Here is a 23,600-nt window from a genome sequence, read left to right as displayed (position 1 = left end):
CCCGTGGAGCGACCATGACAACAACCATCACCCCCGACTCGCGCTGGACGCGGCGGCGCGACGAGAAGCAGCGGCGGCTCGGGCTGGTCAAAAAATACGCAGACGGGGCGGTGTTGCCCAGTGACACGATCGTCGAGGCCCTTGAAGCCTTGATCCTCCCCGGCGACCGCGTGGTGCTGGAGGGCAACAACCAGAAGCAGGCCGACTTTCTCTCGCGTTCCCTGGCCAAGGCCGACCCGGCCAAGCTCCACGATTTGCACATGATCATGCCCAGCGTGGGCCGTTCCGAGCACCTGGACCTGTTTGAAAAGGGCATCGCCCGCAAGCTGGATTTCTCTTTCGCCGGCACCCAGTCCCTGCGCATCAGCCAGTTGCTGGAAGACGGCCTGCTGGAAATCGGCGCGATCCACACCTACATCGAACTCTACGCACGGCTGGTAGTGGACCTGATCCCCAACGTGGTGCTCTCCGCCGGTTTCATGGCCGACCGCGCCGGCAACATCTACACCGGCGCCAGCACCGAAGACACCCCGGCGTTGATCGAGCCTGCGGCCTTCAGCGATGGCATCGTCATTGTGCAGGTCAACCAGTTGGTGGATGACGTCACCGATTTGCCCCGTGTCGACATACCCGCAAGCTGGGTGGATTTCGTGGTGGTGGCCGACAAGCCGTTCTACATCGAACCGCTGTTCACCCGCGACCCACGCCATATCAAGCCGGTGCATGTGCTGATGGCGATGATGGCGATCCGTGGCATCTACGAAAAACACAATGTGCAATCGCTCAACCATGGCATCGGCTTCAACACCGCCGCCATCGAATTGATCCTGCCCACCTACGGCGAATCCCTGGGTCTGAAAGGCAAGATCTGCCGCAACTGGACCCTCAACCCGCATCCCACATTGATCCCGGCGATCGAAAGCGGCTGGGTGCAAAGTGTGCATTGCTTCGGCACCGAACTGGGCATGGAAAACTACATCGCCGCACGCCCGGATGTGTTCTTCACTGGCCGCGATGGCTCGATGCGCTCCAACCGCATGTTCTGCCAACTCGCCGGCCAATACGCCGTGGACCTGTTTATCGGCGCCACCCTGCAAGTCGATGGCGACGGGCATTCCAGCACCGTGACCCGTGGCCGCCTCGCCGGTTTTGGTGGCGCGCCGAACATGGGCCACGACCCACGCGGCCGCCGCCATGGCACGCCGGCCTGGTTGGATATGCGCCACGACGACGCGCCTGAGGCCTTGCTTGAACGCGGCAAAAAACTCGTAGTGCAGATGGTCGAAACCTTCCAGGAGGGCGGCAAACCGACCTTCGTCGACACCCTGGACGCGGTGGAAGTGGCGCGCAAAAGCGGCATGCCCCTGGCGCCGATCATGATCTACGGCGACGACGTCACCCACTTGCTCACCGAAGAAGGCATTGCCTACCTGTACAAGGCGCGCTCCCTGGAAGAGCGCCAGGCAATGATCGCCGCCGTCGCCGGGGTGACCGCCATCGGCCTGCGCCACAACCCCAAAGACACTGCGCGCATGCGTCGCGAAGGCTTGATTGCCTTGCCCGAAGACTTGGGTATTCGCCGCACCGACGCCACCCGCGAGTTGTTGGCTGCCAAAAGCGTGGCCGACTTGGTGGACTGGTCCGGCGGCCTGTACAACCCGCCCGCCAAATTCAGGAGCTGGTAAATGCGCGCGCTCAAACTGCATGAACTCAGCCTCGCCGATCGCCTCGCGGATAGGGCCGTCGATGCGCTGATCGATGAAGCGGATTTGTCGCCTAAACCCGCGTTGGTAGACCGGCGCGGCAACGGCGCTCACAGCGATTTGCACCTGGGGCTGATGCACGCTTCGGCGCTGTCGCTGTGGCCGATGTTCAAGGAAATGGCCGAGGCTGCGCTCGACATCGGCGAAGTCGGCCTGCCGTTGCGCGAAGCGCTCGGGCGTATTGGCCGTGAAGGCGAACAGGCCATGCTCGCCACCACCCAGGGCGTGAACACCCATCGCGGTGCGATCTGGGCGCTGGGGTTGCTCACCGCTGCGGCGGCCTTGGAACCCCGTGCCGTCACCCTGACCGCCGCCAAACTGGCCCTGCTCAACGACCGCTACGCACCGCAGCCCATGAGCCATGGCGCCCAGGTCGCCCAACGCTACGGCGCACGCGGTGCCCGTGAAGAGGCGCAGCTTGGCTTCCCCTCGGTGACCCAACGCGGCCTGCCGCAACTGCACAAGAGCCGCCGCGCAAACGCCGGTGAACAGAACGCTCGCCTGGATGCCTTGCTGGCGATCATGACCGACCTGGCAGACACCTGCGTGCTCTACCGCGCCGGTACCCAAGGCTTGGCCGCCATGCAACAGGGCGCCCAGGCCGTGCTCGACGCCGGTGGCAGCGCAACCCTCGCGGGGCGCCGCCAATTGCATGAGCTGGACCTGCAACTGCTGGCCTTGAATGCCTCCCCCGGTGGCGCCGCCGACCTGTTGGCCGCCTGCCTGTTTATCGACCGCCTCGACGGAGCGTTGTGATGGAAACCTTGTCCTTTGAATTTCCCGCCGGGCAGCCCCCCAAAGGCCGTGCGCTGGTGGGTTGCGTCGGCTCGGGCGACCTGGAAGTGCTGCTGGAACCGGGCACGCCCGGCACCTTGACCATCCAGGTGCAAACTTCAGTCAATGGCGCGCAGCAACGCTGGCAGCATCTGTTCGAACGCATTTTTCAGGAGCAGACGCCGCCTGCGTTGAATATTGATATCCACGACTTCGGTGCCACGCCCGGCGTAGTGCGCTTGCGTCTGGAGCAAGGTTTCGAGGAGATCGGCCATGACTGACTTACTCGCCAAACACAGCTTTGTCGAACTCGGTGCCCGGCAGCGCGCCAAGGCGCTGTTGGATGCGGGCACCTTCCGCGAGTTGATCGACCCGTTCCAGCGGGTCATGTCGCCGTGGCTCAGCCGCCAAGGCGTGGTGCCCCAGGCCGACGACGGTGTGGTGATCGCCAAGGGCAGCATCGGCGCCAAGCCTGTGGTGGTTGCCGCGATCGAAGGCAACTTTCAGGGCGGCAGCCTGGGCGAAGTCGGCGGCGCGAAAATCGCGGGCGCCCTGGAGCTGGCCGCCGAAGACAACCGCAACGGCATCCCCACCTGCGCCGTGCTGCTGCTGGAAACGGGCGGCGTACGTTTGCAGGAAGCCAACCTCGGCTTGGCCGCCATTGCCGACATTCACGCGGCGATTGTCGACCTGCGCCAGTATCAGCCGGTGATCGGCGTGGTGGCCGGCAGTGTCGGTTGCTTTGGGGGCATGTCCATCGCGGCCGGGTTGTGCAGTTACCTGGTTGTCACTCGCGAAGCACGCCTGGGTTTGAATGGCCCGCAAGTGATCGAACAGGAGGCGGGCCTGGAGGAATACGACTCCCGCGACCGGCCTTTTATCTGGAGCCTTACCGGTGGTGAGCAACGCTTCAACAGCGGCTTGGCCGACCGTTATGTGGCGGACGATGTGGCGCAGATCCAGCAGACCGTCAGCGCACTGTTGCAGCAAGGTGTGCCCGCACAACCCCGCAGCCGGCGCGCTGATTTCTACCTGGCGCGCCTGGCCGAACTGGACGCGAGCGCGCAAATCGAGCCGGCGACTGTTCGCGCTCTGTATCAGGGAGAACGCTCATGAGAGGTTTGCAGTGGTTCAACGCGCTGAGCGCCAACGCAACGCCCGTCGAAGGGTTGCCGGGCTCATTGAAAGTGGCGGACGGAGTATTGGGTGAACAGGCGGTGCGCTATATCGCCGTGGTTCCCGACCCGCACAACCGCTTCCCCCGCGCCCGCACTGGAGAAGTCGGCCTGCTGGAAGGCTGGGGCTTGGCCAAGGCGGTGGACGAAGCCATCGCCCGGGGTGACAAGCGGCCCATCATCGCTATTGTCGACGTACCCAGCCAAGCCTATGGTCGTCGCGAAGAAGCCCTGGGCATTCATCAGGCCCTGGCCGCCGCTGCTGACAGCTACGCTCGCGCTCGGCTCGCCGGCCACCCGGTGATCGCCCTGCTGGTGGGCAAGGCCATGTCCGGCGCGTTCCTCGCCCACGGCTATCAGGCCAATCGCCTGATCGCCCTGCGCGACCCTGGCGTGATGGTGCATGCCATGGGCAAAGCCTCGGCCGCCCGGGTGACCTTGCGCAGCGTCGAAGAGCTGGAAGCCCTGGCCGCCAGCGTGCCGCCGATGGCCTATGACATCGACAGCTATGCCAGCCTGGGTTTGCTGTGGGAGACGCTGACAGCCACCCAGATTGAACAACCCACGGCAGATGACGTGGCGCGGGTTCGCGATTGCCTGATGCAGGCGGTCAAGGATATCGGCAGTACCGACTTGAGTTCACGCCTCGGCGCGAGCAACCGGGCCGCCTCCAGCCACGTGCGCCAACTGTTGCGGGAGCAATGGTGAACGCCCACGACTTGCTCTGGGGCATGACCCTGGCGCACCTGCCTGCCGATGCCCCGGCCTGGGCGCGGGAGGCGATCCGTGCCGGGCATCCGGTGGTGGTGCGGCGCGCCATCGCCGAGCCGGGCCACGTGGCGGTCGGGGTGCGTGGGCGTTTGCGTGAGCAGCGTTTTGCCGCCCAGTTGCCCATTGCGGCAGTGCAACGGCGGGTGGCGCCGCAAGCTTTGCGAGAGGTGCTCTCACCACGGGATTTACCCGCGCTGCGGGCCCTCGATCACCTGCGGCCGATGCTGGCGCAGCAAGACTGGGGCATCAGCGGCAGCGCCGGGTTTGAATTGGCCAGTGGCATCGAAGCGCTGCATGCCAACAGTGACCTGGATTTGATTCTGTGCACGCCCAAGCCCCTGGAGCGTAGCGAGGCGCAAGCGTTGTTGGCGATCCTGGACACCGCGCCCTGCGCCGTCGACCTGCAACTGCAAACCCCGTTCGGCGCCGTCGCCTTGCGCGAATGGGCCGGCCCGTCACGCCGTGTACTGCTCAAGACCGTCAGCGGTGCGCACCTTGTGCTCGACCCTTGGCAGGCCGTGGCATGAGCAGCCTTCTGGTGTTCCCGGGGCAGGGCGCCCAACGCAGCGGCATGCTCCAGGCGTTGCCGGCCGACATTCTGCAAGAGGCCAGTGATGCCCTGGGTGAAGACGTTCGTCAGCTCGATTCGGCGCAGGCGCTTGAGTCGACGCGGGCTGTGCAGCTGTGCCTGTTGATCGCCGGCGTGGCCCATGCGCGGCAATTGGCGTGCACGCCGGATTACGTGGCGGGCCTGTCCATCGGCGCCTACCCGGCTGCGGTGATCGCCGGCTCCCTGGGCTTTGCTGAGGCGATAAAACTGGTCAGCCTGCGTGGCGAACTGATGCAGCAGGCTTATCCACAGGGCTATGGCATGACCGCGCTGATCGGCCCTGATCTGTCCAGCGTCGAAGCGTTGCTGGCGGATATCCACAGCGCGCAGACGCCGGTGTACCTGGCCAATATCAATGCCGATAACCAGACCGTCATCGCCGGCAGCAACGAGGGGATGAAGCGGGTGGCCGAGCGCATCAAAGGCAACGGCGTCGCCAAGCGCCTGGCCGTCAGCGTGCCGTCGCATTGCCCGTTGCTGGAGCAACCCGCCCAGGCACTGTTCCAAGCCTTCGTCCCACTCAAGGCGCCGCGCATCACTTACCTGAGCAGCACCCGCGCGCGGCCTATCCACACCCCCGAACAACTGCGTGACGACCTGGCCTTCAATATGTGCCGCGTCGTCGATTGGCGCGGCACGGTGCAAAGCGCCTACGAGCGCGGTGTGCGCCTGCAAATCGAACTGCCTCCGGGCGCGGTGCTCACCGGTCTATCACGCCGTGTTTTTGAACAAGGCACGGTGATCGCCTGCGAAGGCGCCCGCCTGGACACCTTGCAGGCTCTGCTGCAAGAGGAGGAACGCCGCCACCGATAACGCAGTACCCAAGGCTTTCGAAGCACAAAAACAACAATTTCGAACGAGCACTTTGAGGACAACAACCATGATTATCTACGGTGTGGCTTTTTTGGCGTTCTGCACGTTGGCAGGGCTGTTTGTGGGTGAACTGCTGGGCAAACTGCTGGGTATCCCGGCCAACGTCGGCGGGGTGGGTATCGCCATGCTGCTGTTGATCGGCCTGGGCAGCTACCTGAGCAAACGCGGCCTGTTTACCGGCAAGTCAGAGCAAGGCGTGAGTTTCTGGGCGGCGGTGTATATCCCGATTGTGGTGGCGATGGCGGCCCAGCAAAACGTGTATGGCGCCATCAGCGGTGGGCCGATGGCGATTCTGGCCGGAACCCTCGCCGTGGTGCTCGGCTTTGCCCTGGTGCCCGTGCTGGTGCGTATCGGTAACCGCGAGCCGGTTGCTCCTGTTCCCACCAAAGAAGCCGGGTGATCGCCATGTACGAATCGATGATGAAAGTGATCACCGGCTACGGCTTGATCAGTGGTTTTGCCGTGATCGGCCTGACCATGTGGGTGTCTTATTGGATCTCCGATACCTTCACCAAGGGCCGCCTGCATGGTTCGGCCATTGCCATTCTGCTGGGGTTGGCGCTGTCGTATGTGGGCGGTGCGTTTACCGGTGGTTCCAAGGGTGTGGTGGACATTCCACTGTTGTCGGGCATCGGCCTGCTCGGTGGTGCGATGTTGCGGGACTTTGCCATCGTCGCCACGGCGTTTGGCGTGAGTGTCGATGAGCTCAAACGCGCGGGCTTCGTGGGTGTGTTGGCGCTATTTGTCGGTGTGGGCTCGTCGTTCGTTGCCGGGGTAGGGGTGGCGATGGCGTTCGGGTATACCGATGCGGTGAGCCTCACCACCATCGGCGCCGGGGCCGTGACCTATATCGTCGGCCCGGTGACCGGCGCGGCGATTGGGGCCAGCTCCGAGGTGATGGCGCTGTCCATTGCCGCGGGGTTGATCAAGGCCATTCTGGTGATGGTGATGACGCCGTTCGTGGCACCGCTGATCGGGCTGAACAACCCACGCAGCGCGGTGATCTTCGGTGGCTTGATGGGCACCTCCAGCGGTGTGGCCGGCGGCCTGGCGGCGACTGATCCGAAGCTGGTGCCTTATGGGTGTTTGACGGCGGCGTTCTATACGGCGCTGGGGTGCTTGCTGGGGCCGTCGTTGTTGTTTTTGCTGATGCGTGGGTTGGTGGGCTGACTGAGGGCTTGCCCTAATGCTGATCAGCTAAGCGAGCGCACTGCTCAAAGCAACGAAGATCCAATGTGGGAGCGGGCTTGCTCGCGAAGACGTTAGCCCAGCAAACATTAATGTGACTGATCCACCGCTTTCGGGAGCAAGCCCCCTCCCACATTCTGACCGCATTCACAAATCAAAGTGGGGGAGCTGGCTTGCCTGCGATGGCGGCCTCAAACCTGGCGATTGGCATACATCCGACACTCCGCCAACAACGCCAGCAAGTTCGGATCGCGCTCCTTGGCTTTCAAAAACACCACACCGATCTGCTGCTGCAACCGATACCTGGGCTGCAGCGGTATCAGCTTCACGCGGTTCTCATACACCGCCGCGATCCGCCCTGGCAGCAGCGCATAACCCACCCCTGAACTGACCATGCTCAGCAAGGTGAAGATATCGTTCACCTGCATCGCCACCTTCGGTTCGAACCCTGCCTGATGGAACACCCGGTTGCCGTCCTGATGCGTGGCGAAGCCCTGGGTGAGGGTGATGAAGGTGGCATCGCGCACGTCGGCCAGGTCGATTTCTTGATGACGGTCCAAAGGCGAATCGGCCGGAGTAGCGAGGAAGATGTCATCGCTGAACAACGCGATCTGCTCACAGTCGGGGTCGTGGGCGTGTTCGTCGAGGGAGATGAGTATCGCGTCCACTTCCATGTTCTTGAGCTTGTAGAGCAGGTCGAAGTTGGAGCCCAGGATCAGGTCGATATTGAGTTCGCTGCGTCGGATTTTCAGGCCCATGATCAATTGCGGCACGGTTTTGACCGTCAGTGAATACAGCGAGCCGAGCTTGAAGCGTTCGGCCGAGAACCCGGCGGCTTCGCGGGTCAGGCGCACGCTGTCGACCACATCCGCCACCAGTTTCTGCGCACGCTCTTCGAGCACGTAGGCGCTTTCCAACGGGGTAAGGTTGCGCCCCTCGTGTTTGAACAGCGGGCAGCGCAGGGCATTTTCCAGGGAGTGGATGGCGCGGTGCACGCTGACATTGCTGGTTTGCAGCTCGGTGGCGGCGCGGGCCAGGTTGCCGGTGCGCATGAACGCCAGGAAGATCTCCAGTTTCTTGAGGGTGAATTCTTCGTCGATCAGCATGGCCTTGGGCTCTTGTTCGATTGCACTCGATTGTGCCCGTAAACGCGGCTGTCGTCGCCGGAACGTCACGTGCCGCTTGCACTCTGATGCGCAAGGCTGGACGCTAGTGCGCCTGTTCTTGAGGGTTACGGGAGGTCAGTGACAGATGTACCACGGGGAACGATTCAACGCCTGGAGCCATTTGCTCGGTGCAGTCGCGGCCTGTATTGGCGCCGTGTGGATGTTGGTGGTGGCGAGCCTGGACGGCAGCCCCTGGAAGATCGTCAGCGTGGCGATTTATGGCTTTACCCTGATGGTGCTGTACAGCGCATCAACGGTGTACCACAGCGTACGGGGCCGGCAAAAAGCGATCATGCAGAAGGTCGATCACTTTTCCATCTATCTGTTGATTGCCGGCAGCTACACGCCGTTCTGCCTGGTGACCCTGCGCGGGCCGTGGGGCTGGACGTTGTTCGCGATTGTGTGGGGGCTGGCGGTGATCGGCATCCTGCAGGAGATCAAGCCGCGCTCGGAGGCGCGGATTCTGTCCATCGTGATCTACGCCGTGATGGGCTGGATCGTACTGGTAGCGGTCAAGCCGCTGATGGCGGCGCTGGGCACGGCCGGGTTTATCTGGTTGGCGTCGGGTGGGGTGCTGTACACCGTAGGGATTATCTTTTTTGCCCTCGAAGATCGCTTGCGCCATTCCCATGGCATCTGGCATTTGTTTGTGATCGGCGGCAGCCTGCTGCATTTCGTGGCGATCATGCATTACGTGCTCTGACCTGCGGGAGGTCCAGCAACTCCCGCGCCCGGGTGCCGAAAATCTGCAGCAGGTCGGCCAACATATGCGGTGGCGGTTCGTGGGCGCGGGTCAAGGCGTAGAGGGTAATCGGCAGGGGGGGCGTGAGCGTACGAATACACACTGTCGCCGTGGAGGCACTGAGGGCGGTGAAGGGGTCGATGACCGTTATGCCCGCGCCCGATTCGACCATCGCCCTGGCCAGGGAATAGGTTTGTACGGAAATGCTTATTTGTGGCGGTGGGCTGACGTTTACCAGGTAGTTGTCGAGCTTTGCCGCCAACGGATCGGCGCTGGAAAGGCCGATCAGCGACGCGCTTGCCAGGTCGGCCAACGGCAGTGCCTTGTGTGATTCAGACTCAGGCCAGTAGCCTTTTGAGGCCAACGCCACCAGCGCTCCGTTCGCCAGAACCTGGGTGGTCAGGCCCGGGTGGCCGGAGAAATTGAGGGTCAACGCCAGGTCGATTTCACGCATCAGCAACTGCTGCACGAGCTCGCGGCTATGGTCGCTGGACAGCTCGCAGGCGATGTCCGGGTAGCTGCGCTTCCACTCCAGAATGGAGGGAGGCAGCAGTGACTGCGCCAGCGCGGGGATCGCCCCAATGCGCACACTTTGCTCAGGCGTATGGCGCAAGCTCTTGGCCAAGCGCTGCACCCCCTGCAGGCTCTTGGTCACTTTCTCTACTTCACTCTCAAGGGCCAGGGCTTCCGGGGTGGGCTGCAATTTGCCGCGTATTCTCAGAAACAAAGGAAAGCCCAATTGCAATTCGGCGTGTTGCAATACTTTGGTTACCGCCGGTTGTGAGACATGAAGCAACTGCGCGGCGGCGCTGACGGAGCCCGTCTGCCGGATGGCCTGGAAGATTTCTATATGTCGCAAGCGCATGAAGGTTCATAACCTCAACTTATGGGTCGCTTACCTTTATTCATTGTTCAACTTTTGTCACTGGAACCTACTCTGGAATTCGTTTCAATCCATGTGAGGTGTCAATATGGCAAGGCGAGTATGTATCATCGGCGGCGGCGTCATTGGCTTGGCGAGTGCTTATGCATGTGTGCGGGCAGGCATGGAAGTCACCCTGGTCGAAGCGCAAAAAAAGTTGGGTAATGCCAGCAGCTTCGCGAACGGTGGCCAACTGTCCTATCGCTATGTCACACCCCTTGCCGATGCCGGCGTGCCACTGCAGGCACTCAGTCTGCTGCTACGCTCGGAGTCGCCCCTGAAACTCAGACCCCGGCTGGACCTATCGCAATGGCGCTGGCTCGCGTCCTTCCTTGGGGCATGCCGCACCTCTGTCAACCGCACCAACTCCGCGCATTTGCTTCGCTTGGCGTCGATGAGCCAGGACGTGTTGAACCGTTGGCGGGTAGAGGACCATCTGGAGGGATTCAACTGGAAACGCAATGGAAAACTACTGACCTTCCGCTCCGAAGACAGTTTCGCAGAGGCGCGGCGCAAACTGACAGACCCCCTCCAGCAACAGGTGCTGTCGGCCGAAGACTGCCGCAAGCTTGAGCCTTCGCTGATGGAGGGCACCTTTATCGGGGGTATTTACAACCCCACCGAAGAGGTTGCCGATTGCCATGCGTTCTGCCAACTGCTGGGCGGTGAATTGGAGGCGTCGGGTCGTTGCCGCATTGTGTACGGACGCAAGGTGCAACGTATTCATGAGGCATTTGGTACGGTCGTGGCGGTGGAGCTTGAAGATGAAGTCCTCCCCGTAGAGAACCTCGTGCTGGCGGCAGGCCATAACAGTTCGAGCCTGGGGTTGCCGGGGATGCGTTTACCGCTTTATCCCCTCAAGGGCTACAGCCTCAGTGTGCCCATCGGCGAACATCATTGTGCGCCGAAGATCAGTGTGACGGACTACGATCGCAGGACTGTTTATGCCCGAATCGGCGAGCAGCTGCGTGTCGCCGCGATGGTCGATATGGTGGGCTTCAACAGCTCACTAGAGCCTAAGCGTCTGGCGGTCGTAAAACGCTTGGCCCGCCAGACATTTCCGATGGCCGGAAATTACGACGCTGCGGTTGAATGGGCAGGTATGCGGCCATCGACGCCCACGGGCCTGCCACTGATTGGCGCCAGCTCTTATCGCAATCTGTGGCTCAACCTCGGGCACGGCGCCCTCGGTTTCACGCTTGCGTGTGCCAGTGGCCAGTTGTTGGCTGAAATGATTGCCGAACGGCCCACTTCGATCGACGCCCATGTATTTCTTCCCAGGGCGGCCTGATCGCTAATTAGCGGAGTGTACAACGATGAATAATGATGTCTGGATAGGCGTGACACCGGCTCGAACGGCAGCCCGGCCCGTGGCCAGTGGTACCGCCTGATGCCAGAAAAAGTGGTTACCCGTCGCGTTTTCAAGGCATGTGCTTTCGTTTCGCTGGCGCTGGGAGGGCATCTGGCGCTGGCGGACGACTTCAGCGCAACCTTGAAAAAAATCACCACCACCCAACAAATTTCTGTCGGCTATCGCGATGCCTCTGTGCCGTTCTCGTATATCGGCGATCAGAGCGGCAGACCAATGGGCTATTCGGTGGACCTCACGCACAGGATCATCGAGCGACTTCGGGAAAAAACCGGCCTGCCGAAGTTGCGGGTGAAGTATCGCCTGGTGACGTCCCAGACTCGTATTCCATTGGTGCAGAACGGCACCGTCGACCTGGAGTGTGGCTCCACCGGGGTGACTGCCGAGCGACAGAAGCAGGTTGCGTTTTCCTATGGGTTTATCTATGTGACGGGGCAGTTATTGACGGCCAAGGACAGTGGCATCAATGGCTTTTCCGACCTCAAGGGCAAGCACGTAGTGACTACCGCCGGCACTACCAACGAGCGGTTTCTCAAACGCTACAACGCCGAGCATCAGAGCAATATGTTCGTGATCAGCGCCAGGGATCATGGCGAAGCGTTCAAGATGCTCGAAACCGGCCGGGCGGTAGCGTTCTATATGGATGACGCGTTGCTCTACGGCGAGCGCGCCAAGGCCAGGGATCCGCATCGTTGGGTGGTGGTGGGCAAGGAGCAGTCGCGGGAGATCTACAGTTGCATGGTGCGCAAGGATGACCCGCAGTTTCTCGCGGTGGTCAACGAAACCCTGGGCGAGCTGTACCGCTCGGGGGAGATCAACGGGATTTACCAGCGCTGGTTCGAGCAGCCGATTCCGCCCAAGGGCTTGAATCTGGAGTTCCCGATGACCAGCGAGTTGAAGGCGATTATCGCCAAGCCGGTGAGTGACCCAGTGGAGTAAGCCTGGGGCAACCCGATAAAACGGTGGGAGCAGGCAAGCCAGCTCCCGCAGTTGATTGGGGTTACCGAGTGAGGTTAGAAGTCGCCCCAGAGTTGTTGGGCGACGGATAGTGCGACGACAGGCGCTGTTTCGGTACGCAACACCCGCGGGCCGAGGCGGGCGGCGTGGAAGCCTGCACTCTGGGCCGTTTGGACTTCATTGTCGGTCAGCCCACCTTCGGGGCCGATCAAAAACGCGAGGCTGGAAGGCTTGGCGTGGCTGATCATCGGTTCTGCCACCGGGTGCAGCACCAGCTTCAAATCCGCCTCGGTTTGCTTGAGCCAGTCTGCCAGCAAGAGCGGTGGGTGAATCACCGGCACCGTCGAACGCCCACACTGCTCGCACGCGCTGATTGCCACCTGGCGCCAGTGCAGCAAGCGCTTGTCGGCGCGTTCGTCCTTGAGGCGCACTTCGCAGCGGTCGCTGAAGATCGGTGTGATCGCGTTGACGCCCAGTTCAGTGGCTTTCTGGATCGCCCAATCCATGCGCTCGCCCCGGGACAGGCCCTGGCCGAGGTGAATGTGCAGGGGCGACTCGGCCTGGCCGGCAACGCTTTCCGTGAGTTGCACGGTGACGCGTTTTTTACCGACTTCCAGCAAGGTGCCACGAAACTCCTGGCCAGAGCCGTCGAACAATTGCACGGCATCGCCTTCAGTCATGCGCAACACACGGCTGATGTAATGCGCCTGGGCTTCGGGCAGTTCGTGGTCACCGAGACTCAGCGGGGTGTCGGTGAAAAAGCGGGACAGTCTCATGTCTGTTCTCTGCAGAGGGTTATGTAGGAGCGAGGGGGACGCCTAGTTCTTGCTCGCGAAAAACGTACATTCGACGCAGCGGTGCGCCTGGAATGCCTTCGCGAGCAAGCTCGCTCCTACAAGGATTTCGGCAATCAACCCGGATCACGGAAGCCTGGGTGAAAATCTTTCGGCACGGCCACACTGACCTTGCTGTTGGTGGCGATATCGATGCCTTCGCTGGCCACCTCGGCCAGAAAGTCGATCTGCTCTGGCGTAATCACGTACGGCGGCAGGAAATACACCACGCTGCCCAACGGCCGCAACAGCGCACCACGTTCCAACGCATGCTCGAAGACCTTGAGGCCACGGCGCTCTTGCCACGGGTAGGCAGCCTTGGTGGCTTTGTCCTGCACCATCTCGATGGCCAGCACCATGCCGGTCTGGCGCACTTCGGATACGTGAGGGTGGTCCACCAAATGCGCGGTGGCGGTGGCCATGCGCTGGGCCAGGGCCTTGTTGTTCTCGATGACGTTGTCTTCTTCAAAGATATCCAGCGTCGCCAACGCCGCCGCACAGGCCAGCGGGTTGCCGGTGTAACTGTGGGAGTGCAGGAAGGCACGCAGTGTGGGGTAGTCATCGTAGAACGCGCTATAGACCTCTTCGGTGGTGACCACTGCGGCCAGCGGCAAGTAACCGCCAGTGAGGGCCTTGGACAGGCACAGGAAGTCCGGGCGGATGCCGGCCTGCTCACAGGCGAACATGCTGCCGGTGCGGCCAAAGCCTACGGCGATTTCATCGTGGATCAAGTGCACGCCATAGCGGTCGCAGGCTTCGCGCAGCAGCTTGAGGTACACCGGATGGTACATGCGCATGCCACCGGCGCCCTGAATCAGCGGCTCGACGATCACGGCAGCGACGGTGTCGTGGTGCTCGGCCAGGGTCTGTTCCATGGCCTGGAACATAGTGCGCGAGTGTTCTTCCCAGCTCATGCCTTCGGGGCGCAGGTAGCAGTCCGGGCTCGGCACTTTGATCGTGTCGAGCAGCAGCGCCTTGTAGGTCTCGGTAAACAGCGGTACGTCGCCCACTGACATCGCGGCGATGGTTTCGCCGTGGTAGCTGTTGGTGAGGGTGACGAAGCGCTTTTTGTTCGGCTGGCCGCGGTTGAGCCAGTAGTGAAAGCTCATCTTCAGCGCCACTTCGATGCAGGACGAACCGTTGTCGGCGTAGAAGCAGCGGGTCAGCCCTTCGGGCGTCATCGCGACCAGGCGCTCGGACAGCTCGATCACCGGTTGATGGCTGAAGCCGGCGAGGATCACGTGTTCCAGCTGGTCGACCTGGTCCTTGATGCGCTGATTGATACGCGGGTTGGCATGGCCGAATACGTTGACCCACCAGGAACTGACGGCGTCGAGGTAACGCTTGCCTTCGAAGTCTTCCAGCCATACGCCTTCCCCGCGCTTGATGGGCACCAGCGGCAATTGCTGGTGGTCTTTCATCTGGGTGCAGGGATGCCACAGCACCGCGAGGTCGCGTTGCATCCACTGGTTGTTCAAGCCCATCGGTGATCTCCTCGAAGCGGTCCTGCGGCGGGCGCAGGCGAAACAATCGCGCAAGCCTATGCAATGGTGGCGTGGCTCACAAGCCATTGTGGGGAAATTGGCGGTAAATGCAGGACGGACTGTCACGTTTCTTGGGAATAGTCTTAATCCCTTGTTAATTTATGATGCATAGCCTCTTTATCGTATTTCTCGATATTTCAAAGCAAAATTTTCCGCTTTAATTCGATAGGTAAAGCGCTAGTCTTGGGCACAGTTCTTACGGGATTAAGTACATGCAGCTACGCAATTCGCCGGCCCGCTATGGTTGGGTCAGCATGGTTCTGCACTGGGGCGTTGCCCTGGTGGTGTTCGGTTTGTTTGCCTTGGGCTTGTGGATGGTCGGCCTCGACTACTACAGCGCCTGGCGCAAAGATGCGCCCGACTTGCACAAGAGCATTGGCATCACGCTGTTCGCCATCATGTTGTTGCGGATCGTCTGGCGCCTGCTCAGCCCGCCGCCGCCACCGCTGGCCAGCTATAGCCGCATGACACGGATCGGTGCCGCATTTGGGCACGCGTTCCTTTATGTTGGGCTGTTTGCCGTGATGATTGCCGGTTACCTGATTTCCACCGCAGACGGTGTCGGTATCCCGGTGTTTGGCCTGTTTGAAATTCCTGCCGTGGTTTCCGGTCTACCGGACCAGGCAGATACCGCAGGTTGGGTGCACCTGTACCTGGCCTGGGTGTTGGTGGTCTTCGCCGGCTTGCACGGCGTGGCGGCACTGAAACACCATTTTATCGATCGTGATGCGACCCTTACGCGAATGCTGGGACGCAAAGCCTGATGTTCAACCTCGACTCACAAGGAATAGAAAGCATGTTGAAAAAAACACTCGCTGCGCTGGCAATCGGTTCTGCCCTGCTGTCCGCAGGTTCGGCGATGGCCGCTGACTACGTGATCGACAAGGAAGGCCAGCACGCCTTCGTCGATTTCAAGATCAGCCACCTGGGCTACAGCTTCATCACCGGTACCTTCAAGGACCTGGACGGCAAGTTCAGCTTTGACGCCGCCAAGCCCGAAGACGCCAAGGTGGAAGTGAATGTTCGCACCGCCAGCGTGTTCTCCAACCACGCCGAGCGCGACAAGCACGTCACCAGCAAGGACTTCCTGGATGCGGGCAAATTCCCTGATGCCAAGTTCGTTTCCACCAGCGTCAAGCCAACCGGCAAGAACGCTGATGGCAAGCAGACTGCCGATGTAACTGGCGACCTGACCTTCCACGGCGTGACCAAGCCTGTCGTGGTCAAGGCCACGTTCCTGGGCGAAGGCAAGGACCCATGGGGCGGCTACCGTGCCGGCTTTGAAGGCACTACCTCGATCAGCCGCAAAGAATTCTTCCCGGCTGGCATGGACGTAGGCCCACAGTCCGACGCTGTTGAGCTGTACATCACCTTTGAAGGTGTGAAAGCGAAGTAATGCTTCGTATGTAGGAGCGAGCTTGCTCGCGAAGGCCGCAAGGACACCGCGTTAAACCAGGATGCACGCGTTATCGTTGACGACCTTCGCGAGCAAGCTCGCTCCTACAGGCCAAAAAAAACCCGTATCTCGCGATACGGGTTTTTTTTATGCCTCGCGGTTGCGAGTCAGCAGCGCTGGTTTCTCACCACGAGGGCGGCCTGGCAGTTGGTCCAACTGCTCAGGTGTCGGGAAGCGATCCGCTTTCGACTCCTTGTGGATGATCTTCGGCGCCGGGCCACCACGCGGGTTTTGTACCGCAGGCTCGGACGAGCGAGGTTGATCGTCACGGGCTGGTCGGCGGTTGTTGCTGCGCGAGTCTTCGCGGCGGGCGTGGCCGTCACGCGGTGCGCCATTACGCGGGCCGCTGCGCTTGGCAGGCGGGGTACCGGTGGTGCCGCCGCTGCTGTTGCGCGGTGCGTTCTGGCGACCGCCCTGTGGCTGGCCGCTACGTGGAGCGCCTGCGCCCTGGGCCGGAGCCCCTGGACGACGACCACGGCCCTGGGCCGGTTTGGCCTGGGGCACGTAGTCGACGCGGTTACCGAAATTATCGATATCGTCGTCAAGGAACTCGTCGGGCGCGCGGTCGGACGCAGCGCGTGGCGGCTGGCTCGGCTGGCGCTGTTCGCGGGCCGGGGTGCCTTCACGGGGCTTCTGCTCACGGGCCGGGCGTTCGCCACGGCTGCTGGTCGCGGATTTTTCCTTGCCTTTGTCCTTGCCCTTGTCGCGACGGCCACCGCCACCACCGCCGCCGTTCGGGCCATCGCCCTTCGGACCGCGAGGGTTGCGCGGGTTACGCACATCCGGACGCTCGCGCGCTTCAGGCTTCTCGGCCTCCACGGCGCTGGCATCGAAGCCCATCAGGTCGCCGTCGGCGATTTTCTGCTTGGTCATGCGCTCGATGCTTTTTAGCAGTTTTTCTTCGTCCGGCGCGACCAGCGAAATGGCCTCGCCCGAACGACCGGCACGGCCTGTACGGCCGATACGGTGCACATAGTCTTCATCGACGTTTGGCAGCTCGAAGTTGACCACGTGTGGCAACTGGTCGATATCCAGGCCGCGTGCGGCGATATCGGTGGCCACCAGGATGCGCACGGTACCGGCCTTGAAGTCGGCCAGGGCTTTGGTGCGTGCGTTCTGGCTCTTGTTGCCGTGGATGGCAACGGCGGTGAGACCGTGCTTGTCCAGGTACTCGGCCAGGCGGTTGGCGCCGTGCTTGGTGCGGGTGAACACCAGCACCTGTTCCCAGGCACCGTGGGTGATCAGGTGCGCCAGCAGCGAGCGCTTGTGGCTGGCCGCCAGGCGGAACACACGTTGCTCGATACGCTCGACCGTGGTGTTCGGTGGCGTGACTTCGATGCGCTCGGGGTTGTGCAGCAGCTTGCCAGCCAGGGCAGTGATGTCCTGGGAGAACGTTGCCGAAAACAGCAGGTTCTGACGTTTGGCCGGCAGGCGGGCGAGGACCTTTTTCACGTCATGGACAAAGCCCATGTCGAGCATGCGGTCGGCTTCGTCCAATACGAGGATTTCCACGTGGGACAAATCGACGCTGCCTTGGCCGCACAGGTCGAGCAAACGACCTGGGCAGGCTACCAGCACGTCGACACCACGGGACATGGCCTGAACCTGTGGGTTCATGCCGACGCCGCCGAAGATGCAGGCACTGACGAACTTCAAGTCGCGGGCATACAGCTTGAAGCTGTCGTGCACTTGGGCTGCGAGTTCGCGGGTTGGGGTCAGGACCAGTACGCGCGGTTGGCGCGGGCCGTGACGTTGGGATTTGTCCGGGTGACCGTTGGGAAACAACCGCTCCAGGATCGGGAGGGCGAAACCGCCGGTTTTACCAGTACCTGTCTGAGCCGCGACCATCAGGTCGCGACCTTGCAACACGGCGGGAATGGCCCGCTGTTGCACCGGAGTAGGCTCGGTATAGCCCGCTGCCTCGATGGCGCGGACTAAAGCCTCGGAGAGACCGAGGGAAGCAAAGGACATGAGTAATCCTGTTTTAGTTAGGGCTTGGCCCAAAGGGATAATCTTGCCGGGCGTGAATGGCGCTTAGGGGAGCGCAACCCCGTCCGGTCCTGCTGCGTCTGGCGGGCACTCCACCGGCTCGCGCGGGCCGCAAAGCTGCGCAGTAGCTGGGTTGGGTGCCGTTTTCAAGACCCGAGCGGCCGGGCGTAAGCCTGGCGGAAAGGCCGCAGTATAACAGAGCAATCACTGCGCGCTGCTTTCCTGCTGCTCAACGGCGTGTTCGGGGGCGGGTATGGGGGCCGTTTGCTCGTGCATCCGGCCATATTTGGCGCTCAAGGTGGCATAGGCCGGCTCTTGCTTGAAGCGCTTGAGCTCGGCGGCAAAGCGTTGCACCAGCAGGTCCATGCCTGCGCCACGGCGTACCGCAAGAAATTGCTGCTGGCGGCTGACCACCACCGACGCCTGGCTGACTTTACCTTCCAGGCCCAGCGCCTTGATCACGTGGTGCCCCACGCGCCGGTCAGTCACCACCATATCGATGCGCCCCAGCATGAGTTTGCCAAAATTGGCTTCATGGCTGGGCGCGGGCTCGCGCTGGAAGGTGTTGGACTCACTGAACGCGTCGCCATACAGGTAACCAGGGGAAACGCCAACGGTCAGGCCGCGCAGGTCGTCGAGGGCGGCGGCGGGGTGGGGGCGTTCGTTGGCATAGAACAAGACAAATTCGACTTCCGACAACGGCTCGCTGGGATAGAGCAGCAACGCGTCGCGCTCCTGGCTGTGGAAAATATCCAGCGCGCCGTCGGCGTGGCCCTGCTCAAGCATCGCCAGGCAGCGCTTCCAGGGCAGGAACTGCCATTGCACCTCCACCCCCAGGCGCTGGAACACGATCAGGGTGGTTTCATAATCCAGGCCGGCCATGGTGCCGTTGTCTTCGTAGACATAGGGCGCCCAAGGCTCGGTGACAATGCGCAGTTTCTCGCCATGAGCGGCCAGGCTCAGGCAAGAAAACAACACAGCGGTGAACAGCTTGAAGAGGACGGGCATACCCTGAGGTTACGACGCTCCCCGAATAAAGAGAAGCTCTGGCACGCGCATTGGCGGGCAGCGTTACTTCGCGGGAGCGTTCAGCAGGTGTTCCTGGATCGCTGCGCGGCGCTCACCCAGAATCAAACGCACCACGGGGTTGGCGAACCAGTGTTCCAACTGGTGGGCATCAATCGGGCGCTTCTGGCGTTCTTCCTGGTTTTGTCGGGCCTTGTCCCACCAGACCGGGCCGCACGCCTGGTCGAACTCGTTTTCGTGTTCGTAGCAGCCGTAGAGGATTTCGCGGATGAACTGTTGCTGGTGCTTGGGCAGCAGCAGGGTGATCAGCTTGTACATCAAGCGCTGAAAACGCGGCGGGCGCGGCAGGTGCGAGGAGACCTGACGCGTATCGGCCAGGGCTTGTGCGCTGGTGGGCGCGCTGGCGTGCTTGGCGATCCACGCCTTGACCTTGGCTCGGAACAGCTGTTTGCGGCTCCAGTAATGGTGGATCAGGTCCGGGCACTCGCGCACCTTCACGGTGCGGTAGGCGGCGATGGACAGGCAGAACTCTTCCAGGGTGTAGGCGCCCTGGGCATGGGGAAACAGTTCATCCATCAACTCGATGGAGCGGTCGAGGATGTGCGCATCCTGTTGGGTCAGGCCCATGACGCCGGAGTTGAGGGTCATCATGTCATCGTCGGCCACGCCCATATCCAGCAGGCGCTGGCGCAGGGCGGTGTACAGGATGCTTTCGTGGTTGTCGCCGTACTTGGTGTAGAAGGCGTTGCACAACAAGGTGCCGGGCTGTACGCGTTCGAACAGGGCCGTGGGCGAATGATGGAAGAAGGTGTCGGTGTCGATCAGCAGCGCCACCGGGGATTCTTGCAGTACCTGGCGCAGCACCACGTGCTTGGTGCGAAAGTGATAGCCGTGAGGCTCGCTCCAGCGCTTGCGGGTGGCTTCGTCCAATGGGCGCACGCGCACCGGCAGCAGGCGATAGGGCTCGGGGTTGTCGCTAAATACCTGGATGTCGATGTTCGCGTCCGGGGTGTCCTGCAGGAACGCCAGTGCGCTGGCGATGCTGAATACTGCTTCCTGATGGTAGGTGTCGGCGCCGAAGACCAGGTAGACCAGTTGCGGGCGAGACGTCGGGGGCATTGTATTCATGGACTGCGGGGTTCCGTGGGTAACGTAAAACGACAAAGGCCCTCGTCAGAACGAGGGCCTTGGCACAACCTTGCAAGCGTTAACGTGGCAGCTTGAGGTTGTTCCAGATGGCAAGGCTGGGTTCAGCCTGGTTCAGGGTATAGAAATGCAACCCTGGCGCACCACCTTGCAACAATTGCTCACACATCTCGGTGATGACCTGCTCGCCGAACGCCTGGATGCTTTTGACGTCATCGCCATAGGCTTCCAGTTGCTTGCGCACCCAGCGTGGGATCTCGGCGCCGCAGGCGTCAGAGAAGCGCGCCAGCTTGCTGTAATTGGTGATGGGCATGATGCCCGGCACGATGGGGATATTCACGCCCATCGCCCGTACACGCTCGACGAAGTAGAAGTAGCTGTCGGCGTTGAAGAAATACTGGGTGATTGCGCTGTCGGCGCCGGCATTGGCCTTGCGCACGAAATTCTGCAAATCGTCTTCGAAATTACGCGCCTGGGGGTGCATCTCCGGGTAAGCGGCCACTTCGATGTGGAAGTGATCGCCACTTTCTTCGCGGATGAAGCTCACCAGGTCGTTGGCGTAGCGCAGCTCACCGCTGGCCATGCCCATACCCGATGGCAGGTCGCCACGCAGCGCAACGATGCGCTTGATGCCGGCGGCTTTGTATTGGGTCAGCAGGCTACGCAGGTCGGCCTTGCTGTCGCCCACGCACGACAAGTGCGGAGCGGCGGGAACTTTGACTTCACTTTCCAGCTGCAACACGGTGTTGATCGTGCGGTCACGGGTCGAACCGCCAGCGCCGTAGGTGCAGGAGAAGAAATCAGGGCTGAAGCTGGCCAACTGCTTGGCAGTGGTCATCAGTTTTTCATGCCCAGCATCGGTCTTGGTCGGGAAGAACTCGAAGCTGTAGCGACGGTCTTGGGACATGGTCATACCCTTGGAAACTCGAAAGCCTGGAAGGCATACGCAATCGATGCGGGCGCCTGGCTTTCTGTGGGAGCTGGCTTGCCTGCGATAGCATCAGCTCGGTGTTACTGGAACACCGAGGCGCCTGCATCGCGGGCAAGCCCGGCTCCCACAGAAGAGCCGGCGCCAGCAAGATCGATCAGTAGCGGTAAGCGTGCGGCTTGAACGGACCTTCAACCGTCACGCCGATGTAGTCGGCCTGGGTCTTGGTCAGTTGAGTCACCACGCCGCCGAAGCCGCGGACCATTTCCAGGGCCACTTCTTCGTCGAGTTTCTTGGGCAGTACTTCGACGGTCAGGCGCTCGGCTTTCTGGGCTGGCGACAGGTCGGCGTACTTTTGTTCGAACAGGAAGATCTGCGCCAGCACCTGGTTGGCGAACGAGCCATCCATGATGCGGCTTGGGTGGCCAGTGGCGTTGCCCAGGTTCACCAGGCGGCCTTCGGCCAGCAGGATCAGGTAGTCATCGTTCTGTGGGTCGAAATCACCAGCGCCGGTACGGTGAACCTTGTGTACCTGCGGCTTCACTTCTTCCCATGCCCAGTTCTTGCGCATGAAAGCGGTGTCGATCTCGTTGTCGAAGTGACCGATGTTGCAGACAACGGCGCGCTTCTTCAGGGCCTTGAGCATGTTCGCATCGCACACATTCACGTTACCGGTGGTGGTGACGATCAGGTCGATCTTGCCCAGCAGGGCTGCGTCGATGCAGGCTTCGGTGCCGTCGTTCTGGCCGTTGATGAACGGCGAAACCACTTCGAAACCGTCCATGCAGGCTTGCATGGCGCAGATCGGGTCAACTTCGGAGACCTTGACGATCATGCCTTCCTGACGCAGGGACTGGGACGAACCCTTGCCCACGTCACCGTAGCCAATCACCAGGGCTTGCTTGCCCGACAGCAGGTGGTCGGTGCCGCGCTTGATCGCATCGTTCAGGCTGTGACGGCAGCCGTACTTGTTGTCGTTCTTGCTCTTGGTCACCGAGTCGTTGACGTTGATGGCCGGGATTTTCAGCTCGCCCTTGGCCAGCATGTCCAGCAGGCGGTGTACGCCGGTGGTGGTCTCTTCGGTCACGCCGTGGACGCGGTCGAGGATCTGCGGGTACTTCTTGTGCAGCAGCTCGGTGAGGTCGCCGCCGTCGTCAAGAATCATGTTGGCATCCCAAGGCGCGCCATCTTTGAGGATGGTTTGCTCCAGGCACCACTCGTACTCTTCTTCGGTCTCGCCTTTCCAGGCGAATACCGGGATACCGGCAGCAGCGATAGCGGCAGCGGCCTGGTCTTGAGTCGAGAAGATGTTGCAGGACGACCAACGCACTTCGGCACCCAGGGCAACCAGGGTTTCGATCAGCACGGCAGTCTGGATGGTCATGTGGATGCAGCCGAGAATCTTGGCGCCCTTGAGCGGCTGCTCAGCGGCGTACTTGCGACGCAGGCCCATCAGGGCTGGCATTTCGGATTCGGCGATAAAGGTTTCGCGACGGCCCCAGGCAGCCAGGGACATATCGGCGACTTTGTAGTCATTGAAATCAGCAGGCGTCATTACAGCGCTCATAGAGAGCCTCCATTCGTAGTGTGCGAATGGGCGCCGTTGTGCGTTTAGTATCAGGCCAGGGCAACCAGGCCGGACAACGCCCCATCCGAGCCTGACAGGTTGAACCTGCTGCAGCGCCCCTCGGACAGGTGGCGGGAGAACGGTATCAACCGAAGATGACCGTTTTGAAACGGAGGCGATTATAGCCGTGTAAGCGGCACTTCCCAAGCCTTTCTATCCGGCGGCATGAAGATCGCTCATGGGCCTGATAGCTAATGGCTCATAGAGCTTGGGCCCTGGCTCTGCCATGATGCTGCCCATCATTTGGCAAGACGCTTTGGAGTGATCATGAACTTCCACACCCGCAAATGGGTAAAACCCGAAGACCTCAACCCCAACGGCACCCTGTTCGGCGGCAGCTTGCTGCGCTGGATCGACGAAGAAGCGGCCATCTACGCGATTGTCCAGCTCGGCAACCAGCGCGTGGTCACCAAGTACATCTCGGAAATCAACTTTGTCAGCGCCTCGCGCCAGGGCGACATCATTGAACTGGGCATCACCGCCACCGAGTTCGGCCGCACCTCCATCACCCTGACCTGTGAAGTGCGTAACAAGATCACGCGCAAAAGCATCCTGACCGTAGAAAAAATGGTCTTCGTCAACCTGGGCGAAGACGGTTTGCCGGCACCCCACGGCCGTACCGAAATCAAGTACGTGAAGGACCAGTTCAAGGACGACAGTCTTCCCGAGTAACAACTGCATGGCGTGATTTGCGTTACCAAATCATTCCACATGGATCTATCCGAGGCTCTCTCATCACTC

The 23,600-nt window shown here is 61.5% G+C and carries 24 protein-coding genes and 1 riboswitch; of the genes, 15 read left to right on the top strand and 9 right to left on the bottom strand.

Annotated elements, in window-relative coordinates:
* Positions 1-14 precede the first annotated feature (14 nt).
* The 9 genes from mdcA to madM all read left to right on the top strand — a co-directional run bounded on the left by mdcA (position 15) and on the right by madM (position 7,136).
* Positions 15-1,685 carry a malonate decarboxylase subunit alpha gene (gene mdcA / locus HU731_RS13835; protein ID WP_186607281.1) on the top strand — a complete coding sequence of 557 codons (1,671 nt, stop codon included), beginning with the start codon at positions 15-17 and terminating at the stop codon, positions 1,683-1,685.
* Positions 1,686-2,519 carry a triphosphoribosyl-dephospho-CoA synthase gene (locus HU731_RS13830; RefSeq protein ID WP_186607282.1) on the top strand — a complete coding sequence of 278 codons (834 nt, stop codon included), beginning with the start codon at positions 1,686-1,688 and terminating at the stop codon, positions 2,517-2,519.
* The gene (locus HU731_RS13825; RefSeq protein ID WP_014720312.1) at positions 2,519-2,818 is read left to right on the top strand and encodes a malonate decarboxylase subunit delta; all 300 of its coding nucleotides are present in this window, start codon (positions 2,519-2,521) and stop codon (positions 2,816-2,818) included. Before HU731_RS13830 ends, HU731_RS13825 begins: the two co-directional genes overlap by 1 nt.
* Entirely contained in the window at positions 2,811-3,653 is an 843-nt protein-coding gene (locus HU731_RS13820) for a biotin-independent malonate decarboxylase subunit beta (protein WP_186607283.1), read from the top strand. The genes HU731_RS13825 and HU731_RS13820 overlap by 8 nt, the downstream gene beginning before the upstream one ends.
* The gene (gene mdcE / locus HU731_RS13815; protein WP_186607284.1) at positions 3,650-4,420 is read left to right on the top strand and encodes a biotin-independent malonate decarboxylase subunit gamma; all 771 of its coding nucleotides are present in this window, start codon (positions 3,650-3,652) and stop codon (positions 4,418-4,420) included. The genes HU731_RS13820 and mdcE overlap by 4 nt, the downstream gene beginning before the upstream one ends.
* The gene (locus tag HU731_RS13810; protein ID WP_186607285.1) at positions 4,414-5,010 is read left to right on the top strand and encodes a malonate decarboxylase holo-ACP synthase; all 597 of its coding nucleotides are present in this window, start codon (positions 4,414-4,416) and stop codon (positions 5,008-5,010) included. The genes mdcE and HU731_RS13810 overlap by 7 nt, the downstream gene beginning before the upstream one ends.
* Positions 5,007-5,906 carry a malonate decarboxylase subunit epsilon gene (gene mdcH, locus HU731_RS13805; protein ID WP_186607286.1) on the top strand — a complete coding sequence of 300 codons (900 nt, stop codon included), beginning with the start codon at positions 5,007-5,009 and terminating at the stop codon, positions 5,904-5,906. The genes HU731_RS13810 and mdcH overlap by 4 nt, the downstream gene beginning before the upstream one ends.
* A gap of 67 nt (positions 5,907-5,973) precedes the next feature.
* Positions 5,974-6,366: a malonate transporter subunit MadL gene (gene madL, locus HU731_RS13800; RefSeq protein ID WP_032894763.1), complete on the top strand. Its 393-nt coding sequence runs from the start codon at positions 5,974-5,976 to the stop codon at positions 6,364-6,366.
* Between the two features lie 5 nt (positions 6,367-6,371).
* Positions 6,372-7,136, top strand: coding sequence for a malonate transporter subunit MadM (madM, locus tag HU731_RS13795; protein WP_032897715.1), 765 nt, complete (start codon positions 6,372-6,374; stop codon positions 7,134-7,136).
* 209 nt (positions 7,137-7,345) lie between these two features.
* Here the strand turns inward: madM and HU731_RS13790 are convergent, their stop codons facing one another.
* Positions 7,346-8,260 carry a LysR family transcriptional regulator gene (locus HU731_RS13790; RefSeq protein ID WP_186607287.1) on the bottom strand — a complete coding sequence of 305 codons (915 nt, stop codon included), beginning with the start codon at positions 8,258-8,260 and terminating at the stop codon, positions 7,346-7,348.
* Positions 8,261-8,405: 145 nt separating this feature from the next.
* Here HU731_RS13790 and trhA point away from each other — a divergent pair, with 145 nt between their 5' ends.
* Positions 8,406-9,023, top strand: a complete 618-nt coding sequence (gene trhA, locus HU731_RS13785) for a PAQR family membrane homeostasis protein TrhA (protein WP_186607288.1) — start codon at positions 8,406-8,408, stop codon at positions 9,021-9,023.
* On the opposite strand, the gene HU731_RS13780 is transcribed toward trhA, so the two are convergent.
* A complete protein-coding gene (locus tag HU731_RS13780; RefSeq protein ID WP_186607289.1) occupies positions 9,004-9,927 on the bottom strand; it encodes a LysR family transcriptional regulator in 924 nt (307 codons plus the stop codon). The genes trhA and HU731_RS13780 overlap by 20 nt on opposite strands.
* Before the next feature lie 106 nt (positions 9,928-10,033).
* Here HU731_RS13780 and HU731_RS13775 point away from each other — a divergent pair, with 106 nt between their 5' ends.
* Positions 10,034-11,275, top strand: coding sequence for a D-amino acid dehydrogenase (locus HU731_RS13775; RefSeq protein ID WP_186607290.1), 1,242 nt, complete (start codon positions 10,034-10,036; stop codon positions 11,273-11,275).
* Between the two features lie 99 nt (positions 11,276-11,374).
* On the top strand, positions 11,375-12,292 hold the full coding sequence (locus HU731_RS13770; RefSeq protein WP_186607291.1) for a transporter substrate-binding domain-containing protein: 918 nt from the start codon (positions 11,375-11,377) through the stop codon (positions 12,290-12,292).
* A gap of 74 nt (positions 12,293-12,366) precedes the next feature.
* Here the strand turns inward: HU731_RS13770 and HU731_RS13765 are convergent, their stop codons facing one another.
* Both HU731_RS13765 and HU731_RS13760 read right to left on the bottom strand, forming a co-directional pair.
* On the bottom strand, positions 12,367-13,086 hold the full coding sequence (locus HU731_RS13765; protein ID WP_186607292.1) for a 16S rRNA (uracil(1498)-N(3))-methyltransferase: 720 nt from the start codon (positions 13,084-13,086) through the stop codon (positions 12,367-12,369).
* Positions 13,087-13,220: 134 nt separating this feature from the next.
* Positions 13,221-14,627 carry an adenosylmethionine--8-amino-7-oxononanoate transaminase gene (locus tag HU731_RS13760; protein WP_186607293.1) on the bottom strand — a complete coding sequence of 469 codons (1,407 nt, stop codon included), beginning with the start codon at positions 14,625-14,627 and terminating at the stop codon, positions 13,221-13,223.
* Positions 14,628-14,899: 272 nt separating this feature from the next.
* Here HU731_RS13760 and HU731_RS13755 point away from each other — a divergent pair, with 272 nt between their 5' ends.
* Positions 14,900-15,451: a cytochrome b gene (locus tag HU731_RS13755; RefSeq protein ID WP_186607294.1), complete on the top strand. Its 552-nt coding sequence runs from the start codon at positions 14,900-14,902 to the stop codon at positions 15,449-15,451.
* Positions 15,452-15,483: 32 nt separating this feature from the next.
* On the top strand, positions 15,484-16,083 hold the full coding sequence (locus HU731_RS13750; protein WP_186607295.1) for a YceI family protein: 600 nt from the start codon (positions 15,484-15,486) through the stop codon (positions 16,081-16,083).
* 147 nt (positions 16,084-16,230) lie between these two features.
* Here the strand turns inward: HU731_RS13750 and rhlE2 are convergent, their stop codons facing one another.
* The 5 genes from rhlE2 to ahcY form a co-directional block, all read right to left on the bottom strand.
* Complete coding sequence (gene rhlE2, locus HU731_RS13745) at positions 16,231-18,114, bottom strand: RNA helicase RhlE2 (RefSeq protein ID WP_186607296.1); 1,884 nt, start codon at positions 18,112-18,114, stop codon at positions 16,231-16,233.
* Positions 18,115-18,336: 222 nt separating this feature from the next.
* Positions 18,337-19,140 (bottom strand): substrate-binding periplasmic protein, encoded by an 804-nt coding sequence (locus HU731_RS13740; protein ID WP_186607297.1) that lies wholly within the window; start codon positions 19,138-19,140, stop codon positions 18,337-18,339.
* 63 nt (positions 19,141-19,203) lie between these two features.
* Complete coding sequence (locus tag HU731_RS13735; protein ID WP_186607298.1) at positions 19,204-20,286, bottom strand: hypothetical protein; 1,083 nt, start codon at positions 20,284-20,286, stop codon at positions 19,204-19,206.
* Positions 20,287-20,365: 79 nt separating this feature from the next.
* Complete coding sequence (gene metF / locus HU731_RS13730; protein ID WP_003194992.1) at positions 20,366-21,211, bottom strand: methylenetetrahydrofolate reductase [NAD(P)H]; 846 nt, start codon at positions 21,209-21,211, stop codon at positions 20,366-20,368.
* Positions 21,212-21,389: 178 nt separating this feature from the next.
* Positions 21,390-22,799 (bottom strand): adenosylhomocysteinase, encoded by a 1,410-nt coding sequence (ahcY, locus tag HU731_RS13725; protein ID WP_186607299.1) that lies wholly within the window; start codon positions 22,797-22,799, stop codon positions 21,390-21,392.
* A gap of 21 nt (positions 22,800-22,820) precedes the next feature.
* Positions 22,821-22,927, bottom strand: a riboswitch (S-adenosyl-L-homocysteine riboswitch).
* 199 nt (positions 22,928-23,126) lie between these two features.
* Here ahcY and HU731_RS13720 point away from each other — a divergent pair.
* The gene (locus tag HU731_RS13720; RefSeq protein ID WP_003194988.1) at positions 23,127-23,531 is read left to right on the top strand and encodes an acyl-CoA thioesterase; all 405 of its coding nucleotides are present in this window, start codon (positions 23,127-23,129) and stop codon (positions 23,529-23,531) included.
* The last annotated feature ends 69 nt before the right edge of the window (positions 23,532-23,600 follow it).

The sequence above is a fragment of the Pseudomonas salmasensis genome (assembly GCF_014268375.2).
Taxonomy (GTDB): Bacteria; Pseudomonadota; Gammaproteobacteria; order Pseudomonadales; family Pseudomonadaceae; genus Aquipseudomonas; species Aquipseudomonas salmasensis.
Note: the sequence above shows the minus strand (reverse complement) of the source record. Positions and strands in the feature narration are given on the sequence as shown.

Excerpts from the sequence above, each read along its gene's own strand:
- mdcA (WP_186607281.1), top strand. The coding sequence starts at position 15 with ATGACAACAACCATCACCCCCGACTCGCGCTGGACGCGGCGGCGCGAC.
- HU731_RS13830 (WP_186607282.1), top strand. The coding sequence starts at position 1,686 with ATGCGCGCGCTCAAACTGCATGAACTCAGCCTCGCCGATCGCCTCGCG.
- HU731_RS13825 (WP_014720312.1), top strand. The coding sequence starts at position 2,519 with ATGGAAACCTTGTCCTTTGAATTTCCCGCCGGGCAGCCCCCCAAAGGC.
- HU731_RS13820 (WP_186607283.1), top strand. The coding sequence starts at position 2,811 with ATGACTGACTTACTCGCCAAACACAGCTTTGTCGAACTCGGTGCCCGG.
- mdcE (WP_186607284.1), top strand. The coding sequence starts at position 3,650 with ATGAGAGGTTTGCAGTGGTTCAACGCGCTGAGCGCCAACGCAACGCCC.
- HU731_RS13810 (WP_186607285.1), top strand. The coding sequence starts at position 4,414 with ATGGTGAACGCCCACGACTTGCTCTGGGGCATGACCCTGGCGCACCTG.
- mdcH (WP_186607286.1), top strand. The coding sequence starts at position 5,007 with ATGAGCAGCCTTCTGGTGTTCCCGGGGCAGGGCGCCCAACGCAGCGGC.
- madL (WP_032894763.1), top strand. The coding sequence starts at position 5,974 with ATGATTATCTACGGTGTGGCTTTTTTGGCGTTCTGCACGTTGGCAGGG.
- madM (WP_032897715.1), top strand. The coding sequence starts at position 6,372 with ATGTACGAATCGATGATGAAAGTGATCACCGGCTACGGCTTGATCAGT.
- HU731_RS13790 (WP_186607287.1), bottom strand. The coding sequence starts at position 8,260 with ATGCTGATCGACGAAGAATTCACCCTCAAGAAACTGGAGATCTTCCTG.
- trhA (WP_186607288.1), top strand. The coding sequence starts at position 8,406 with ATGTACCACGGGGAACGATTCAACGCCTGGAGCCATTTGCTCGGTGCA.
- HU731_RS13780 (WP_186607289.1), bottom strand. The coding sequence starts at position 9,927 with ATGCGCTTGCGACATATAGAAATCTTCCAGGCCATCCGGCAGACGGGC.
- HU731_RS13775 (WP_186607290.1), top strand. The coding sequence starts at position 10,034 with ATGGCAAGGCGAGTATGTATCATCGGCGGCGGCGTCATTGGCTTGGCG.
- HU731_RS13770 (WP_186607291.1), top strand. The coding sequence starts at position 11,375 with ATGCCAGAAAAAGTGGTTACCCGTCGCGTTTTCAAGGCATGTGCTTTC.
- HU731_RS13765 (WP_186607292.1), bottom strand. The coding sequence starts at position 13,086 with ATGAGACTGTCCCGCTTTTTCACCGACACCCCGCTGAGTCTCGGTGAC.
- HU731_RS13760 (WP_186607293.1), bottom strand. The coding sequence starts at position 14,627 with ATGGGCTTGAACAACCAGTGGATGCAACGCGACCTCGCGGTGCTGTGG.
- HU731_RS13755 (WP_186607294.1), top strand. The coding sequence starts at position 14,900 with ATGCAGCTACGCAATTCGCCGGCCCGCTATGGTTGGGTCAGCATGGTT.
- HU731_RS13750 (WP_186607295.1), top strand. The coding sequence starts at position 15,484 with ATGTTGAAAAAAACACTCGCTGCGCTGGCAATCGGTTCTGCCCTGCTG.
- rhlE2 (WP_186607296.1), bottom strand. The coding sequence starts at position 18,114 with ATGTCCTTTGCTTCCCTCGGTCTCTCCGAGGCTTTAGTCCGCGCCATC.
- HU731_RS13740 (WP_186607297.1), bottom strand. The coding sequence starts at position 19,140 with ATGCCCGTCCTCTTCAAGCTGTTCACCGCTGTGTTGTTTTCTTGCCTG.
- HU731_RS13735 (WP_186607298.1), bottom strand. The coding sequence starts at position 20,286 with ATGAATACAATGCCCCCGACGTCTCGCCCGCAACTGGTCTACCTGGTC.
- metF (WP_003194992.1), bottom strand. The coding sequence starts at position 21,211 with ATGTCCCAAGACCGTCGCTACAGCTTCGAGTTCTTCCCGACCAAGACC.
- ahcY (WP_186607299.1), bottom strand. The coding sequence starts at position 22,799 with ATGAGCGCTGTAATGACGCCTGCTGATTTCAATGACTACAAAGTCGCC.
- HU731_RS13720 (WP_003194988.1), top strand. The coding sequence starts at position 23,127 with ATGAACTTCCACACCCGCAAATGGGTAAAACCCGAAGACCTCAACCCC.